The organism is Curtobacterium sp. MCLR17_054, from assembly GCF_003234335.2.
Classification (GTDB): domain Bacteria; phylum Actinomycetota; class Actinomycetes; order Actinomycetales; family Microbacteriaceae; genus Curtobacterium; species Curtobacterium flaccumfaciens.
Genome location: NZ_CP126263.1, coordinates 2926718 through 2943953, shown reverse-complemented (window position 1 = coordinate 2943953; position 17236 = coordinate 2926718). Strand labels below are relative to the sequence as shown.

Below are 17236 nucleotides of genomic sequence, written 5' to 3'. Positions count from 1 at the left end.
ACGAGCGGAGAAGACAGGCAGGCCTGCTCAGGCCTGCACCTGGTCGAGGATCCGCTGGTAGTCGGACTGCGCCGTCCGCATGGCGGCAGCGCTCCCCGACCCGAACACGGCCTCGCGGAACATCGCGAAGTACGGCGACGACGGCTGGTTGTTGAGCAGGTTGTACGCCAGCGTCTGCGGTGCGTAGCCCTTGTCGATGGCGTCGAGTGGCCCGTACGCCAGCGGGAACCGCTTGCGGTACTCCGGGGTGGCGGCGTCGGACCGCGTCGGGAAGTACCCGCCGTCCGGCAGCGCCTGCTGCTGCTGGAGCCCGTTCGCGTACTGCATGAAGGCCCACCCACCGGACGGGTTCGCCGCCCCGTTCGGGATGCACATGTTGTCGCCGCCGTCGAAGAACGACCGCTGGCCGTCCCACGACGGGATGAGCACCGTCTGCATCTTCGCCCGCATCGCCTTGGTGGCCGCGGGCACGGTCGCCCCGTACGAGGTCGGGAAGATCCCCACCTTGCCGGCGCGGAAGTCGGCACCCCACGTGGTGCCGGCGTCGGAGTACGTCGCCTTCGACAGCACGCCGTCCTTCCACAGCTGCCGGTAGAACTCGAGCATGCGTTCGAGGGCCTCGTTGCCGGTGATGTTCGCCCGCTGGGAGCCCACCTCGCCGGTCATCATGTCGACCCCGGTCGCCCAGACGTGCGGCTGCGTGACGAAGCCGATGATGCCGGCGGCGTTGCCGGAGATCGACCAGCCGTACACGTCGTCGTCGAGCTTCCGGATGGCCTTCGCCGCGTCGAGCAGCGTGGACAGGTCCTTCGTCGACTCCTCGACGTCGAGGCCCGCACGCTCGAACAGCTCGGTGTTCACGAACAGCTGCGAGTTGTCGGCCAGGTAGGGCAGGCCGTAGTAGCGGTCGCGGTACTCGAGCAGGCGCAGGTGCCCCGGCGAGATCGCGTCGAAGTAGTCGAGGTCCTTGACCACGTCGGTCAGGTCGGCGAACGCCTCGCGGAAGATGAACAGCTGCGAGTTGATGTCGTCGATGTCGACGACGTCCGGCGGCTCACCCCCGCGGATCGCGGTCGCGAGCTTGGTCACGTACTGCGCGTCCGGCACGGGCGTCAGCTGGACCTGCAGCGCCGGGTTCGCCTTGTTGAACCCGGCGACGGCCGACGTCAGGCCGGCCTGGGTCGCCGACCGGCACCACACCTGCACGGTGCCGGTCGCGTTCTTCCCGAAGCTCGCGGGCTTCGCGACGACCTTCGGCAGGGTGCCGGAGCACCCGGCCAGGGCGAGGGCTGCCCCGCCGGCGACGCCGCCGACGAGGAACGCTCGGCGGTCCACGCCGGTCACCGTGCCAGCGGGAGCCAGACGCGCATCGGCGCGGCTCCCCGGTTGGCCCACGCGTAGTACGGGACGGCGATCGCGGTGACGTCGCGACCGGCCTGGAGGCCCGTGCTGGCGCCCTGCGGACCGGCCACGTCGTCGACGCTGGTCGCGTCTCCGGCGTGATCCGCGCCTCTCCCCACGTGCTCGGCCGCCACGTCGCTCCGCAGGCTCCGCGACGGGTCGGAACCGGCACGCGTGGGCCCAGACCGGGTCGCGTCCAGACGCTGGTACGGCCAGGCGGGCTGCACGTGCTCGGCCGGGGCGTGCCCCGGGATCCGCAGCGTGACGACGCCGTCGAGCAGGTCGTCGCGGCGCTCCTCGGTGATCGGCGCATCCGCGTCGACCGTCAGGTCGTCGACCGTGAAGCCCTGCTGGTCCGCCTGCTCGACCGCGTACACGAGCGGGCCGCGCTCGATCGCGACCTGCCCGCGGGCGGCGTCGATGCGGGCGTCGGCGACGTACCGGTGCGGCGTCGTGTCGAAGACGAGCTCGACCGTGTCGCCCGCCGACCACTCGCGCTCGACGACGTGCAGCGTCCCCGCCGTGGGGTTCGCGGACCCGTCCGGACCCGTGACGGTCGTGGTGTCCGACCATGCCGGGATCCGCAGGCCCAGGGCGAGCGGGCCGTCCTCGGTGACCGTGACACGGACGCGGCCCTCGTGCGGGTAGTCGGTCTCGACCCGCACCGGACCGAGGTCGGCGGTGGCGTACTGGTGGACCTGCAGTCCGCCGTCGGTCGCGGTCGCCAGGTAGCCGTCGAGGCTCGCGAAGGTGCGCATGATGTTCGGCGGGCAGCAGGCGCAGTCGAACCAGCCGCGGCGCCCGTGGGCGGGGGAGCGGTTCTCGTCCTGGTGGGCGTGGTCGCGCTGCTGGAGCGGGTTCACGTAGAAGTACTCGGTGCCGGCCAGGCTCACCCCGGCGAGGAACGCGTTGTAGAGCAGGCGCTCGATCGCGTCGGCGTAGACCGGCTTGCCGGTCGCGAGCAGCAGCCGCCAGGCCCACTGCACCCCGCCGATCGCCGCGCAGGTCTCGGCGTAGCCGCGGTCGGTCGGCAGCTCGTACGGGTCGCCGAACGCCTCCCAGTCCCAGCGTGCACCGAGGCCCCCGGTGATGAAGGCCTTCGTCGCCATCATGTCCGCGAACTGGCGCTCGCTCGCGGCGAGGAGTTCGGTGTCCCCGGTCTCGATCGCGACGTCCACGGCACCCGCCGCCAGGTACACGGCGCGCACGGCGTGCCCCTCGACGGTCGTGGCCTGCCGGCTCGGTACCCGGTCGGAGAAGTACGTCGGCTCGCCGCCGGCGCGCTCGATGATCCCGTGCCCGCGGGCGTCGACGAACCAGTGCGCCAGGTCGAGGTAGTCACGGTTGCCGGTCTCGCGGTACAGCTCGACCAGGCCCATCTCGACGACGGGGTGGCCGTCGACGTCGCGCGTCTTCGGCGTGCCGTCCGGTGCGGTGCCGTCGCCGAACGTGCGGACCAGGTGGTCGGCGTTCTTGATCGCGACGTCGAGCAGCCCGGTGTCGCCCGTCGCACGGTGCTGGGCCACGGCCGCCTGGTACAGGTGCCCGGCGCAGTACATCTCGTGACTCCACTTGAGGTCCGTGTACCGCTCGCCCTTCCCACGGACCTGCTGGACGGAGTCCAGGTACCCGTCCTCTGCCTGCGCCCGGGCGTACAGGGCGGTGACTTCGCGCTGCAGGTCGAGCAGGTCCTCGGCGGGGGCGCGGCCGTACTCCCAGGCCACGGCCTCGAGCCACTTCGTCACGTCGGAGTCCATGAAGATCGGGCCGACGGCCTCGCCCTCCTCGAGTCCGGCGGCGATGCGGAGGTTGCGGAAGTTGCCGGCCGTCTCGAGCTGCTGGTAGCCGCTGCGGACGGCGTCGCGGCCGTTGCGCTCCTGGCGGAGCGCCCAGAAGCCGCCGGTGATCCGGGCGTCGCCGGTCGGCAGCGGCCGGAGCGTCAGGCGTGCGTCGGCGGTCGGGAGGACCGGGGTCGCGGTGTGCGCGCCGCGATCGGTCGCGAGCGTGGTGGTCATGTCGCCTCCTTGCGATGTGACTGGCACCGTCCGGATGGACCTGGCAATCCGGAAAACGGTTTCTGCGGTGGACGCTACGACACGGGGCGCACGTCGCGCAAGACCATTCCGGCGGTTTTGTGTAAGGTCATCGGCACGCCCTGATCGTCGGAAAGGTGTTGCCGTGACGCTCGAACGCACCGGACAGCCGATCCGGATCACCGACGTGGCGGCGCTCGCCGGGGTGTCGATCGGCACCGCGTCGAAGGCGCTGAACGGCACCGGGCAGCTGCGGGACGCCACCCGGCTGCGGGTGAAGGAAGCCGCCGAGAAGCTCGGGTTCGTCGGCGATGCCCGGGCCCGCGCGCTGTCCTCGGGGCGGACCTACACCGTCGGCATGATCACCACCGACTCGTTCGGACGGTTCTCGATCCCGGTGCTGCTCGGTGCCGAGGACGCCCTGTCCGCCGGACGGATGGCCGTCCTGCTGTGCGACACCCGCGACGACCACGTCCGTGAGGCCCACTACCTGCGCTCCCTGGCGGCCCGCGGCGTCGACGGCATCATCGTGACCGGCCGCTCCGCCGACGCCCGGCCCCCGATCGACGTGTCGATCCCCGTCGTCTACGCCTTCACGCCCTCGACCGACGACGCCGACGTGTCGATCACCCTCGACGACGCCGCCGGTTCGGCACTCGTCGCCTCGCACGTGCGCTCGCTCGGGCGGCAGCGGGTCGCGATCGTGACCGGGCCGGCGCGACATCGGTCCGCCGCGCGACGGGTGGCAGGTGCCTCGTCGGTTCTCGGGCCGCACCTGGTCACCGACCCGCTGTACGGCGAGTGGTCGGAGCGCTGGGGACGGCAGGCCGTGGACGTGCTCGCTCGGGAGTCGCCCGACGTCGACGCGATCGTCTGCGGCAGCGACCAGATCGCCCGGGGCGTGTGCGACCGGCTGCGGGAGCTCGGGCGTTCGGTGCCCGGAGACGTCGCGGTCACGGGGTTCGACGACTGGGACGTGATGGCGCTCGCCTCCAGGCCGCCGCTGACCACCGTGGACCTGCGGCTCGAGGAGCTCGGACGCGTCGCGGGGCAGGCGCTCCTCGCCCTGATCGACGGCGGGACAGCGTCGTCGGCGGCTGTCACCCCGTCGCTCGTCATCCGCGAGAGCACCGTCGGCGCGTAGGGCGCGGTCGGTCGGCGGTCGGGGCTCGGGGCTCGCGAGGTCGCGAGAACTGCCGCGCGTCGTGCCGTCGGGCGGCAGTTCGTGCGACCTCGGCGGACCGGTTGCGGCGTGTCGTGCGACCTCGGCGGCGCTGGTGCTGGTGCTGGTGCTGGTGCTCGTGCTGGTGCTCGTCGTCGAGCGGTCACAACACCCCGTCCGCCGTGGTCGAGCGGTCACGACTCGTCGCTCGACGCCCCTCCAGTCGACACTTCGTGACCGCGCGGAGGGGAGGCAGCGGGGTGTCGTGACCGTCCCGAGCGCCGCAGTTCGGGGTGCCGCGGGTTCGGAGAGTCGGTGGTCGGGACGTGCGCGGGTGTGGGGCGGCGGGTGGTCGGGACATGCGCGGGTGCGGGGTAGCCGGTGGTCGGGACGTGCGCGGGTGCGGGGCGGCGAGTGGTCGGTACTTGCGCGGGTGCGGTGTTGCGGTGGTCGCACGTCGTGGTCGCCCTCGCTCGTCGCGCGGTCACGACCCGTCGCGCGTGGGACGTCGAGTGGTCAGGAACGGTCGGCTGCCGATGCGATGGGCGACGGTTCGTGACCGGTCGGGGGAACTGAGCGGGGTGTTTCGACCGCTGGCGGGACGCGCGCACCGGCGGCGCGCCGCGGCGTTGCACGAGTGAGCGCTCACGTGCCAGGATGTGAGCGCTCACTGAGGACGACGAGGTTCTGGAGGAACACATGGGTGACGACCGCCGACAGCGGATCGTGGACGGCCGCACCACACTCGGGATCGAGCTCGGTTCCACCCGCATCAAGGCCTGCCTGGTGGACGAGGACCTCGTGCCCATCGCGGCCGGTTCCCACGAGTGGGAGAACGAGTACGTCGACGGCCGCTGGACCTACTCGCTCGAGGCCGTCGAGACCGGACTCCGTGCCGCGTACGCCGCCCTGGTTGCCGACGTCGAGGCGCAGTACGGCGTCGCCCCGAGCACCTACCGCGCGGTGGGCGTGAGCGCGATGATGCACGGCTACCTGGCGTTCGACGCCGCGGGTGAGCTGCTCGTGCCGTTCCGCACCTGGCGCAACACCTCGACCGGCCCCGCGTCCGAACGGCTCAGCGAGGCCCTCGGGTTCAACATCCCGCTGCGCTGGTCGATCGCGCACCTGTACCAGGCGGTCCTCGACGACGAGCCGCACGTGGCCGAGATCGCCGGCGTCACGACCCTGGCCGGCTACGTCCACCGTCGTCTGACCGGCCGGAACGTGCTGGGCGTCGGTGACGCGAGCGGCATGTTCCCGATCGAGGGCGGCCCCGTCGACAGCGGCCCCGGCGACCCGGGCGCGAAGGACTTCGACCACGCCATGCTCGCCACCGCGCAGGATCTGATCGGCGTGCCGGACCTGCGGTCCCTGCTGCCCGAGGTCCTCGTCGCCGGTGCCGAAGCCGGTGAGCTGACCCCCCAGGGTGCGGTCTGGCTCGACCCGACCGGCACGCTCGAACCCGGCGCACCGCTCTGCCCGCCCGAGGGCGACGCCGGAACCGGCATGGTCGCGACGAACGCCGTCGCCCCGCGCACCGGCAACGTCAGCGTCGGCACGAGCATCTTCGCGATGGTCGTGCTCGAGCAGCCGCTGACCACCGCGCACGAGGAACTCGACGTCGTCACCACCCCGGCCGGTGACGCCGTGGCCATGGTGCACTGCAACAACGGCGCGAGCGAGATCGCGAGCTGGGCCCGGGTGTTCGGACGCTTCGCCGAGGCCTCGAGCGAGCGGACCGGCGCGACCCCGATCGGCATCGACGACGTCTACGCCACGCTGCTCGCCGAGGCCGTCGCCGACGACACCGACCCCGACGCCGGCGGTCTGCTCTCGTTCAACTACCTGGCCGGCGAACCCGTCACCCACGTCGAGGACGGCCGGCCCCTGCTGCTCCGCACCCCCGGCGCACGCTTCACGCTCGGCAACCTGGTGCGCTCCGAGGTGCACGGCGCGTTCGCGACCCTGGCCATCGGCATGGACGTCCTGCACGGCGAACAGGTGCAGGTGGACCGGATGACCGCGCACGGCGGGCTGTTCCGCACGCCCGGCAGCCCGCAGCGGCTCCTCGCGGCGGCCCTGCGGGTGCCGATCGCGCTCGAGGAGACCGCGGGCGAGGGCGGCGCGTGGGGGATCGCGGTGCTGGCCGCCTACCTCGAGCACACCGACCAGCAGCTCGCCGACTACCTGTCCGACACCGTGTTCGGCGGGGACGCCGTGCACGTGGCCGAACCCGAGCCGGCGGACGTCGCCGGGTTCCAGACGTACCTGGACCGCTACCGGGCCGCACTGCCCGTGCAGGACGTCGCCGCGGCGGCGACCCGCCCCAGCGCGACCACAGGACCGACCGAAGAGACCGACGGCGCCGACCCGCGCCTCCAGACAGAGGAAGTGACCCGATGACGGACGCGATCGACGAGACCACACGCCAGGCGGTGGCGACGACGCGGGAGCGCGTCGCACGCCTGCACGGCGAACTCGTCCGCTACGGCCTCGTGATCTGGACCGGCGGCAACGTCTCCGAGCGCGTGCCCGGCACGGACCTGTTCGTCATCAAGCCGAGCGGGGTGTCGAGCGACGACCTGACGCCGGAGAACCAGGTCGTCTGCACCCTCGACGGCGTGCCGGCCGAGGGCTGGGGCAACGAGCACGGCCCCTCCAGCGACACCGCCGCGCACGCCTACGTGTACCGGAACATGCCCGAGGTCGGCGGTGTCGTGCACACCCACTCGACGTACGCGACCGCCTGGGCCGCCCGCGCCGAGGCGATCCCGTGCGTGATCACGGCGATGGCCGACGAGTTCGGCGGACCCATCCCGGTCGGCCCGTTCGCCATCATCGGCGACGACTCGATCGGCCACGGCATCGTCGACACGCTGAGCGGCCACCGCAGCCGCGCGGTCCTGATGCAGAACCACGGTGTCTTCACGATCGGCAAGGACGCGAAGGACGCCGTCAAGGCGGCCGTGATGTGCGAGGACGTCGCACGGACCGTCCACATCGCGAAGCAGGGCGGCGAGGTCGTCCCGATCCCCGAAGCAGACATCGATCGACTCTTCGATCGCTACCAGAACGTCTACGGACAGAACCCCGAAGGAGCCATGCGATGACGCAGGACACCCCGACGCACGTCGACCCGCAGGAAACGCTCGACAGCTACGAGGTCTGGTTCCTCACCGGCTCCCAGGGGCTGTACGGCGAGGAGACCCTGCGCCAGGTCGAGGAGCAGAGCAAGGCCGTCCACGCGGAGCTCGCCGGGCACCTGCCGGTGAAGCTCGTCTGGAAGCCCGTGCTCAAGGACGCCGACGGCATCCGCCGGGCGCTCATCGAGGCGAGCGCCGACGACAAGGTCATCGGCGTCACCACGTGGATGCACACGTTCAGCCCGGCCAAGATGTGGATCGGCGGCCTGCAGGCGCTGACCAAGCCGCTGCTGCACCTGCACACGCAGGCGAACGTCACGCTGCCCTGGGCGGACATCGACTTCGACTTCATGAACCTCAACCAGGCCGCGCACGGCGACCGTGAGTTCGGCTACGCCCTGGCCCGCCTCGGCGTCCGGCACGCCACGGCCGTCGGCCACGTCTCGGACCCCCGCGTCCAGCAGCGCGTCGCGAACTGGACCCGTGCCGCCGCCGGCGCCGCGGCCGTCCGCGAGCTGAAGCTCACTCGCTTCGGCGACAACATGCGCTACGTCGCCGTCACCGAGGGCGACAAGACCGAGGCCGAGATCGAGCTCGGCGTGCAGGTCAACACGTGGGCCGTCAACGAGCTCGCGGCAGCGGTGGACGCCGCCGCAGCGGACACGGCAGCGGTCGACGCGCTCGTGGCGACGTACGAGCGCGACTACGACGTGGACCCGTCACTCCGCAGCGCCGGCGGCGAACGGCACGCCGCGCTCCGCGACGGTGCCGCCATCGAGATCGGCCTCCGCACCCTGCTCGCGCAGAACGGCAGCGCCGCGTTCACCACGAACTTCGAGGACCTCGGCTCGCTCAAGCAGCTGCCGGGCCTGGCGGTGCAGCGCCTGATGGCCGACGGCTACGGCTTCGGTGCCGAGGGTGACTGGAAGACGGCGGTCCTAGTGCGCGCGATGAACGTCGCCGGCGCCGGCCTGCCCGGTGGTGCCTCCCTGATGGAGGACTACACCTACGACCTCACACCGGGCGCCGAGAAGATCCTCGGGGCGCACATGCTCGAGGTCTCGCCGACGCTCACCACCACGAAGCCGACGCTCGAGATCCACCCGCTCGGCATCGGCGGCAAGGACGACCCGGTCCGCCTGGTCTTCACCGCCGACTCCGGCGAGGCCGTCGTCGTCGCGCTGTCCGACACCCGCGACGGCTTCCGCCTCACGGCGAACGTCGTCGACGTCGTGCCCCCGACCGAGGCCCTGCCGAAGCTGCCCGTGGGCCGCGCGGTCTGGGAGCCCCGGCCGTCGTTCCCCGTCGCCGCCGAGGCCTGGCTCACCGCCGGCGCCGCCCACCACACCGTCATGACGACGGCGGTCGGCCTGCAGGTCGTCGAGGACTTCGCGACCATGGTCGGCACCGAGTTCCTGGTGATCGACGAACACACCACCGCACGCGGGTTCCGCGACGAGCTGCGTCTCCAGCAGACGTGGCACCGTCTCGACCGCGGCTTCTAGAGGAGTCAGGACCCACGATGGACGACGTGATCGCGGCCGAGCGCACCCGCACCAACTGGGCGGGCAACGTCACCTACCGCGCCTCGGCGCTGGCCCGGCCGACGTCGGTGGACGAGCTCCAGCAGCTCGTCGCCTCGACGCCGCGCCTGACGGCGCTCGGCTCGCGACACTCGTTCAACACCATCGCCGACACCGATGCCGTCCAGGTCTCGTTGTCGGACCTGCCGCCCGTGCTCGACATCGACACGTCGCGGCGCGTCGTGCGGGTCGCCGCAGGCATGACGCACAGCCAGGTCGCGGCCGGTCTGGAGGCCCGTGGCTGGGCACTCGGGAACCTCGCGTCCCTGCCGCACATCTCCACGGCCGGGGCCGTCGCCACGGGGACGCACGGCTCCGGTGTGCGGAACCCGTCGCTCGCGCAGGCGGTGGTCGGCCTCGACGTCGTCCGCGCCTCCGGGGGCCTCGAACACGTCGACGCCTCGTCGCCGGACGGGCTCCTCGACGCCCACCGGGTCGGGATCGGCGCGCTCGGCGTCGTCACCGCTGTGGAGCTCGCGATCGTGCCGACGTTCCAGGTCGCCACGACGGTGCACCTCGACCTGCCGTGGGACGCCGTCGCCGCGCAGTTCGACCAGGTGATGTCCGACGCCTACTCGGTGTCGATGTTCACCTCGTTCGACGACCGCGGTGCCCGGCAGGTCTGGGTCAAGCACCGCGTCGACGAGGCCGCACCGACCGTCGACCTCGTGGCCCTCGGAGCCCGTGCGGCCTCGGGTCCGGTGCACCCGGGTGAGAACGACCCTGCCGGGGTCACCGAGCAGGGCGGCGTGCCGGGGCCGTGGTCGGAGCGACTGCCGCACTTCCGGTCCTCGTTCACCCCGTCGACCGGGGCCGAGATCCAGGCGGAGTACCTGATCCCCGCTGCCTCGGCGGTGGCGGCACTCGAGGCGCTCCGACCGCTGGCGTCGCTGTTCGCCCCGATCCTCATCGCCGCCGAGGTCCGCACCATCGCGGCCGACACCGCCTGGCTCGCGCCGTCGTCCGGACGACAGTCGGTCGGCCTGCACTTCACGTTCCGCCGGGACGCCGCCGCCGTGGCCGCGGCGGTTGCCCGGATCGAGGACGTGCTCGAGCCCTTCGACCCGCGGCCGCACTGGGGCAAGGTCTCCGCGGCCAGTGCCGAGCGGCTGCACGAGGCGTACCCGCGGCTGTCCGACTTCGCCGCACTCGCCCGTGACCTCGACCCCACGGGGCGGTTCCGGAACGCGTTCCTCGCGCGCATCCTGTCCTGAGCCGCGCCGGTTCCCAGCGGATCGGGATGCGTTGTCCGGGTGTCGCACCGGAGCAGCGCCGGGCGTTCACATGTGAGGACGCAAAGGTCGGGGCATGGCGAACCTCAACCGCATCATCGGCATGGCCTCCAAGGTCATCGACAAGCAGCTCCAGAAGCGTGGGCAGGGGGGAACCGCGCCCGGCGCCGGATCGCAGCAGGGCGGAACCGACTGGCGCGGCATCGTGCGCAGCGCCGCGGACAAGCTGACCGGCGACGACCGGAACCAGCAGCAGCAGCCGCAGCAGCAGTACGGCCAGCAGCCGTCGCAGCAGTACGGCCAGCCGCAGCAGTACGGCCAGCCGCAGCAGTACGGCCAGCAGCCACAGCAGTACGGCCAGCAGCCGCAGCAGCACGCCGGCACGCCGCAGCACGGGGCCGACGCCGACAAGGTCGCCCTGGCGAAGTACGACTACCTGCTCCGCACCTCGTCGCCGGAGCAGCTCGAGCAGGTCCACCACGACGCCTTCGCGCGGCTCACCCCCGCGCAGCGCCAGCAGGTCCGTGACCGCCTGAACTCCGAGCTCCCGCCCCACGAGCACCTGCGTGACGACTCGGCGGGCGGCATGGCCCGTGCGATGACGCGCGGGGAGATGTCGCGTCCGGGTCTGGTCCGACGGGTCCTCGGCGGTTCCGGCCGCTCGGGCAACGGCAACGGCAACGGCCGCGGCCGCGGCGGGGCCTTCGCCGGTGGTGCAGCGGTCGGCGCCGGCGCGATGGCGTTCGGTGGCCTCGCCGCCGCGGTGGCCGGGGGAGCGGTGCTCAGCGCTGCCGCCGGTCCGGTCCTGGCAGGGGCGGCCGACCTCGGCGTCGACTTCGAGGGCATCGCCTCGGGCATGGGCGACCTCGGGCTCGGTGACCTCGGCGGTGGCGTCGAGGGACTCCTCGGCGAGGGCGAGCAGCTCCTCGGCGGGTTCGGTGAGCAGGCCGCGGGGTTCGGAGAGCAGGCGTCCGGGCTCGGCGAGCAGGCGTCGAACCTCGGCAACGACTTCCTCGGTGGGCTCTTCGACCGCTGACGCACTGCGGTGCGAACGCATCGGGAATAGCGGGACGGCGTCCGGCGCTTGCAATGTTTCGTCGTGCGTCGTCCGACGCACGCGAGATTCGGACGGGCCACCGTCGCGGTGTCAGGATGGACGCCGCCCGGCGGGTGAACCGTTCCGCCGTCGCAGCGACCGCCACCGCGATCGCGACCCCCCTTCCCCGAGGAGCAGCACCGTCATGAGACGCCCCAACCGCCTGACGATCACCGCGGCCGTCGCCGCAGCAGCAGCCCTGGTCCTGACCGGCTGCTCGGGTGGGGGTTCGTCCGACGACGGCGCCGAGGGCACGGCCAAGGGCGGCACGCTCAACATCCTGACGCCGCAGACCTCGTTCCACCTCGACCCCGCGACCAGCCAGAGCCTCGGCATCACGTCGATGGGCCTCGTCGCCCGACGGCTCACCACGTGGGACGTCGAGCCGGGCAAGACGGCGAAGGTCGTCCCCGACCTGGCGACCAACACCGGCGTCTCGAGCGACGACGGCAAGACCTGGACCTACACGCTGAAGGACGGCGTCGAGTTCCAGGACGGCACGCCGATCACCACGAAGGACATCAAGTGGGGCATCGAGCGCTCGTTCGCGCCGACCCTGAGCGGTGGCCTGAGCTACCACAAGTCGCTCCTGGTCGGTGGTGACTCCTACAAGGGCCCGTTCGACGGCAAGTCGCTCGACAGCATCGAGACCCCGAACGACAAGACCATCGTCTTCAAGCTGAACGACGCGTACGGCGACTGGCCGTGGCTCGCGTCGATGCCCGCGTTCACCCCGGTGCCCGAGGGCGACGGCAAGGACACCGGCGCCTACGACCTGAAGCCGGTCGCGTCCGGTCCGTACCAGGTGCAGTCGAACACGCAGGGCTCGCAGGTCACGCTCGTCCGCAACAAGAACTGGAGCGCGAAGACCGACGAGGTCCGCACCGCCGGCCCGTCGAAGATCGTCTTCAAGGAGAGCCAGGACCAGTCCACGGCGACGCAGACGCTGATCGCGGACAACGGCGACGCCAAGAACTCCTTCGGCGCCATCTACCTGGGGGCCGCCGAGCTCAACCAGGTCCGCAGCAACCCGGCCGCCCAGGACCGCCTCGCCACCTCGAAGGCCGGCCCGATCAGCTACATGGCGATCAACACGCAGCGCGGTGAGCTCAAGGACCTCAAGGTCCGCCAGGCGCTGCAGTACGCGGTCGACCGCAAGTCCTTCCGGATCGCCGCCGGCGGCGCGATCGCCGGGTCGTACGCCTCGACGCTCATCACCCCGGGCATCGCCGGGCGCCAGGACTACGACCTGTACAAGACGAAGGCCACCGGTGACGTCGACAAGGCGAAGGAGCTGCTCAAGGAGGCCGGCGTCAGCAACCTGAAGCTGACCCTGGTCACCCAGAACGACCCGACGTACCTCGCCCAGGCGCAGGCGCTGCAGTCCGGCCTGAAGCGTGCCGGCATCGCCGTGACGCTCAAGCCGCTCGACTACGACTCCTTCACGCAGGCGACCACCAACGGCACCGACTTCGACCTGTCGCTGTCGAGCTGGCAGCCGGACTTCCCGAGCGCGAACGCCAACCTGCAGCCCCTGTACGACTCGTCGCAGATCGGTGGCGGCGGCTACAACGTCTCGAAGTACAGCAACCCCGAGGTCGACGCCCTCATCGCGAAGGCCAGCTCCACGGTCGACCAGGACGACGCGCAGAAGCTCTGGGCCCAGGCGGACCAGAAGATCATGGCCGACGCCCCCGTCGTGCCGCTGATCTACGCGAAGCAGTCCTTCCTGGCCGGTTCGAACGTGCAGAACTTCCAGATCGCGGACTTCCCCGCGTACCCGAACTACCTCAAGGTCTCGCTCAAGCAGTGACCGAACCGATCCTGCAGGTCGAGGGGCTCCGCGTCGCGTTCGGCGACGCGGAGCCCGTCGTCCGTGACGTCTCCTTCGACCTGACGCCCGGCCGGGTCCTCGCCCTGGTGGGGGAGTCCGGCTCGGGCAAGTCCGTCAGCGCCATGAGCGTGCTCGGGCTCCTGCCGCCGCAGGCCTCGGTGTCGGGCAGCGCCCGGTTCCGTGGTGAGGAACTCATCGGTGCCCCCGCCGAGACGGTCCGCGCCGTCCGGGGTGCGGGCATCGGCGTGGTGTTCCAGGAGCCGATGAACTCGTTCACGCCCGTCCTGTCGATCGGCACGCAGATCGCCGAGGCCGTCCGAGCCCACCCGACCGGGCTCGACCGCGCCGGCGTCCGGGCACGCGTCGACGAACTGCTCCGTGACGCCGGGCTCACCGACCCGGAGCGCATCCGGAAGGCCTACCCGCACGAACTGTCCGGCGGTCAGCTCCAGCGCGCGATGATCGCGATGGCCCTGGCCGGCGACCCGGTCGCACTCTTCGCCGACGAGCCCACGACCGCGCTCGACGTCACCGTGCAGGCGGGCATCCTCGACCTGCTGCGGCGGCTCGGCCGCGACCGTTCCCTGGCTGTGCTGCTCATCACCCACGACATGGGCGTGGTCGCGGACGTCGCGGACGACCTGCTGGTGCTGCGCCGCGGGGACCCGGTCGAGCACGGGACCGTCGCCGAGGTCTTCGCCCACCCGACCGCCGACTACACGCGCGAACTCCTCGCGGCCGTCCCCAGCCTGGAGGCGCGTCCCGCGTCCGCAACGCCGGCTGCGGACCCGGACGCCCGGGCCGGCGATCCCGGCTCACGCGCCCAGCGACAGCTCACGGCTCCGGGCGCGCGTGAGGTGTCGCCCAGCCCGAAGACCGCTGCGGTGACCGACGAGGCGGACGCGAGTCGCGCCTCCCGGCCGCTCGTGGCGCGCCTGCGCGACGTCGCCGTGCGGTACTCGCGCCGAGGCGGACCGACCGTGTCCGGCATCGACCTCGACCTGCATGCCGGCGAGACCGTCGGCCTGGTGGGCGAATCCGGTTCCGGCAAGTCCACGATCGGGCGCGCGCTCGCGGGCCTGGTGCCCGTCGTCGCCGGCTCGGTCGAGGTGGACGGCAGCGACCTGCGCACCGCTCGCGGACGACGACTGCGCGAGCTGCGCAGTCGGGTCGGCATCGTGTTCCAGGACCCGGCGTCGTCGCTCAACCCGCGGCAGACCATCGGCTGGAGCATCGCGGAACCGCTGCTCGTGCACGGCACCGACTCCGCTGCGGAGCGGGCCGAACGGGTCCGTGAACTGCTGACCGCCGTGCAGCTCGACCCGACGTGGGCCGAGCGGTTCCCGCACCAGCTGTCGGGCGGCCAGCGGCAGCGCGTCGCCGTCGCGCGTGCGCTCGCACTGCGGCCGGCACTCGTCATCGCCGATGAACCGACCTCGGCACTCGACGTGACGGTGCAGGCCGCCGTGCTCGACCTGCTCGCCGGGCTGCAGCGGGAGTTCGGCTTCGGCATGCTGCTCATCAGCCACGACCTCGCCGTCGTCCGCCAGCTCGCCGACCAGGTGATCGTGCTGCGCGACGGCCGGGTCATCGAACGGGGGAGCACCGACGCGGTGCTCGACGACCCGCAACAGGACTACACGCGCATGCTCCTCGCCGCAGCGCCCGTCGCCGATCCCGTGCGACAGGCCGCTCGCCGCGAGGCGTGGCGCGCGTGGGAAGGAGTGGCCTCGTGACGGCCAACGTCGTCGACCGACCGGTCGCACCGTCCGGCCGGACCACCGGCTTCCGGGCCGTGGTGCGACGCGTCCGGCAGGACCGCTGGGCGGTGGCCTCGGCCGTCGTCATCGCGGTGTTCCTGGTGGTCGCCGTGGCGGCCCCGCTCATCGCGAAGGCGTCCGGGCAGGACCCGTACTCGTACGACATCGACGCGCTCAACTCGTTCGGTGCGCCGCGCGGTCCGGGTGGCGGCATCAGCGGCGAGCACTGGTTCGGTGTCGAGCCCCTGACCGGGCGCGACCTGTTCTCGATCGTCACGTACGGTGCGCGGACCTCGCTCGGCATCGGACTCGCCGCGACCCTGGTCTCGATCGTCATCGGCGTGCTCGTCGGCGTCACGACCGGGTTCTTCGGTGGCTGGTACGACCGGGTGCTCTCGCGGGTCGTCGACGTGATCTTCGGGTTCCCGTCGCTCGTGTTCATGATCGCCCTCACCGCGATCGTGCCGTCGTCGTTCCCGAAGCCCGTGCTCGTCGTGCTCGTCATCGGGTTCTTCGGCTGGCCGGCCGTGGCCCGTGTCGTGCGGGGACAGACGCTGTCGCTCGTCAGCCGGAACTACGTCGTGGCCTCCACCGCGATGGGTGCCGGCCGGTGGCACGTCATCCGCACGCAGCTGTTGCCGAACCTCGCCGCGACGATCACCGTCTACGCCACCATCTCGATCCCGTCGATGATCGGTGCCGAGGCCGCGCTCTCGTTCCTGGCCGTCGGCGTCAACCCGCCGACGCCGTCGTGGGGTCGCAGCATCGGCGACGCCATCGGCTGGGTGCAGACCGATCCCATGTACCTCGTGTTCCCCGGAGCCGCACTGTTCCTCATCACCCTCGCCTTCAACGTGCTCGGTGACGCCCTGCGCGACGCCCTCGACCCGCGAGGGGGCACCGCGTGAACGCCGCCACCCTGCGCTTCCTGGCGATCCGCGTGCTCGGGGCCGCCGTCGTGCTGCTCGTCGTCGCGGCCATCACGTACGCGCTCTTCATGCTCCTGCCGACCAACCCGGCCCGGGCGATCTGCGACAAGCCCTGCACGCCGGACCGGCTGCGAGAGGTCCAGGCGTTCCTCGGCACTGACAAGCCTTGGCTCGCGCAGTTCGGCGCCTACCTGGCCGGTATCTTCACCGGCCGGACCTTCGGCAGCGGCAACAGCGTCATCGAGTGCGCGGCGCCGTGCTTCGGGTACTCGTTCCAGCTGCACGAGAGCGTCACCGAGCTGATCCTGGCGCGCCTGCCCGTCACCGCTTCGATCGCCGTGGGCGCCGCCGTGCTGTGGCTCGTCGCCGGGGTGTTCGGCGGCACCGTCTCGGCGCTGCGCCGCGGCACCTTCGTCGACCGGGCCGTCATGACGGTCGCGGTCGCCGGTGTCTCGTCCCCGGCGTACCTGGTCGGGCTGCTCGGCATCCTGCTGTTCGGGTTCGTGCTCGGGATCCTGCCGACGAGCGGGTACGTGGCCTTCGGCGACGACCCGGTCGGCTGGTTCACCCACCTGATCCTGCCGTGGTGCGTGCTCGCGTTCATCAGCGCTGCGATCTACGCCCGGTTGACCCGTGGCGAGATGCTCGAGTCGATGTCGCAGGACTTCGTGCGGACCGCCCGGGCCAAGGGGCTGCGCGAGCGCCAGGTCGTCGTGCGGCACGGGCTCCGGACGGCGATCCTGCCCGTCGTGACGCTGTTCGGGCTCGACCTCGGGTCGCTGCTCGGTGGTGCGGTCATCACCGAGAAGGTGTTCTCGATGCAGGGCCTCGGCGCGCTGCTCATCGACGCGGTGCACACGCTCGATCTGCAGGTGGTCGTCGGCTTCACGCTGTTCTCGGCGCTGCTGATCGTCACCGCGAACGTGATCGTCGACGTGGTCTACGCGTTCGTCGACCCGCGGGTGCGGCGCCGGGCGTAGGGGCGCCCCCGCACGGTGCGAGGTGCCGAGCCTCGCACCGTGCGAGGTCAGGTGCCCCCGCCGCTGTTGTGGTGCGAGGTTCC

General features: G+C 71.8%; 12 protein-coding genes. 10 read left to right on the top strand and 2 right to left on the bottom strand.

The features are described 5' to 3' along the window. Nucleotides 1–27: 27 nt before the first annotated feature. Nucleotides 28–1335 carry an ABC transporter substrate-binding protein gene (locus tag DEJ08_RS13940; RefSeq protein ID WP_258367200.1) on the bottom strand — a complete coding sequence of 436 codons (1308 nt, stop codon included), beginning with the start codon at nt 1333–1335 and terminating at the stop codon, nt 28–30. 5 nt (nt 1336–1340) lie between these two features. After that, entirely contained in the window at nt 1341–3416 is a 2076-nt protein-coding gene (locus DEJ08_RS13935) for a glycoside hydrolase family 127 protein (RefSeq protein WP_111055126.1), read from the bottom strand. Nucleotides 3417–3579: 163 nt separating this feature from the next. On the opposite strand from DEJ08_RS13935, the gene DEJ08_RS13930 reads away from it, so the two are divergent. From DEJ08_RS13930 to DEJ08_RS13885, 10 genes are all read left to right on the top strand, one after another. After that, on the top strand, nt 3580–4578 hold the full coding sequence (locus DEJ08_RS13930; RefSeq protein ID WP_111055125.1) for a LacI family DNA-binding transcriptional regulator: 999 nt from the start codon (nt 3580–3582) through the stop codon (nt 4576–4578). 717 nt (nt 4579–5295) lie between these two features. Beyond that, on the top strand, nt 5296–6999 hold the full coding sequence (locus DEJ08_RS13925; protein WP_111055124.1) for a xylulokinase: 1704 nt from the start codon (nt 5296–5298) through the stop codon (nt 6997–6999). Beyond that, nucleotides 6996–7706 carry an L-ribulose-5-phosphate 4-epimerase gene (locus DEJ08_RS13920; protein ID WP_071247850.1) on the top strand — a complete coding sequence of 237 codons (711 nt, stop codon included), beginning with the start codon at nt 6996–6998 and terminating at the stop codon, nt 7704–7706. The genes DEJ08_RS13925 and DEJ08_RS13920 overlap by 4 nt, the downstream gene beginning before the upstream one ends. After that, nucleotides 7703–9244, top strand: coding sequence for an L-arabinose isomerase (gene araA, locus DEJ08_RS13915; RefSeq protein WP_071404252.1), 1542 nt, complete (start codon nt 7703–7705; stop codon nt 9242–9244). The genes DEJ08_RS13920 and araA overlap by 4 nt, the downstream gene beginning before the upstream one ends. A 17-nt stretch (nt 9245–9261) precedes the next feature. Continuing rightward, nucleotides 9262–10536: a D-arabinono-1,4-lactone oxidase gene (locus tag DEJ08_RS13910; RefSeq protein WP_111055123.1), complete on the top strand. Its 1275-nt coding sequence runs from the start codon at nt 9262–9264 to the stop codon at nt 10534–10536. A gap of 94 nt (nt 10537–10630) precedes the next feature. Beyond that, nucleotides 10631–11590 carry a cation-transporting ATPase gene (locus tag DEJ08_RS13905; RefSeq protein WP_111055122.1) on the top strand — a complete coding sequence of 320 codons (960 nt, stop codon included), beginning with the start codon at nt 10631–10633 and terminating at the stop codon, nt 11588–11590. 205 nt (nt 11591–11795) lie between these two features. After that, the gene (locus DEJ08_RS13900; protein WP_110865217.1) at nt 11796–13463 is read left to right on the top strand and encodes an ABC transporter substrate-binding protein; all 1668 of its coding nucleotides are present in this window, start codon (nt 11796–11798) and stop codon (nt 13461–13463) included. Next, nucleotides 13460–15220 (top strand): dipeptide ABC transporter ATP-binding protein, encoded by a 1761-nt coding sequence (locus tag DEJ08_RS13895; RefSeq protein ID WP_111055121.1) that lies wholly within the window; start codon nt 13460–13462, stop codon nt 15218–15220. The genes DEJ08_RS13900 and DEJ08_RS13895 overlap by 4 nt, the downstream gene beginning before the upstream one ends. Beyond that, the gene (locus tag DEJ08_RS13890) at nt 15217–16152 is read left to right on the top strand and encodes an ABC transporter permease (RefSeq protein WP_017888404.1); all 936 of its coding nucleotides are present in this window, start codon (nt 15217–15219) and stop codon (nt 16150–16152) included. The genes DEJ08_RS13895 and DEJ08_RS13890 overlap by 4 nt, the downstream gene beginning before the upstream one ends. Continuing rightward, nucleotides 16149–17153 carry an ABC transporter permease gene (locus tag DEJ08_RS13885; RefSeq protein ID WP_027466175.1) on the top strand — a complete coding sequence of 335 codons (1005 nt, stop codon included), beginning with the start codon at nt 16149–16151 and terminating at the stop codon, nt 17151–17153. Before DEJ08_RS13890 ends, DEJ08_RS13885 begins: the two co-directional genes overlap by 4 nt. Nucleotides 17154–17236 lie beyond the last annotated feature (83 nt).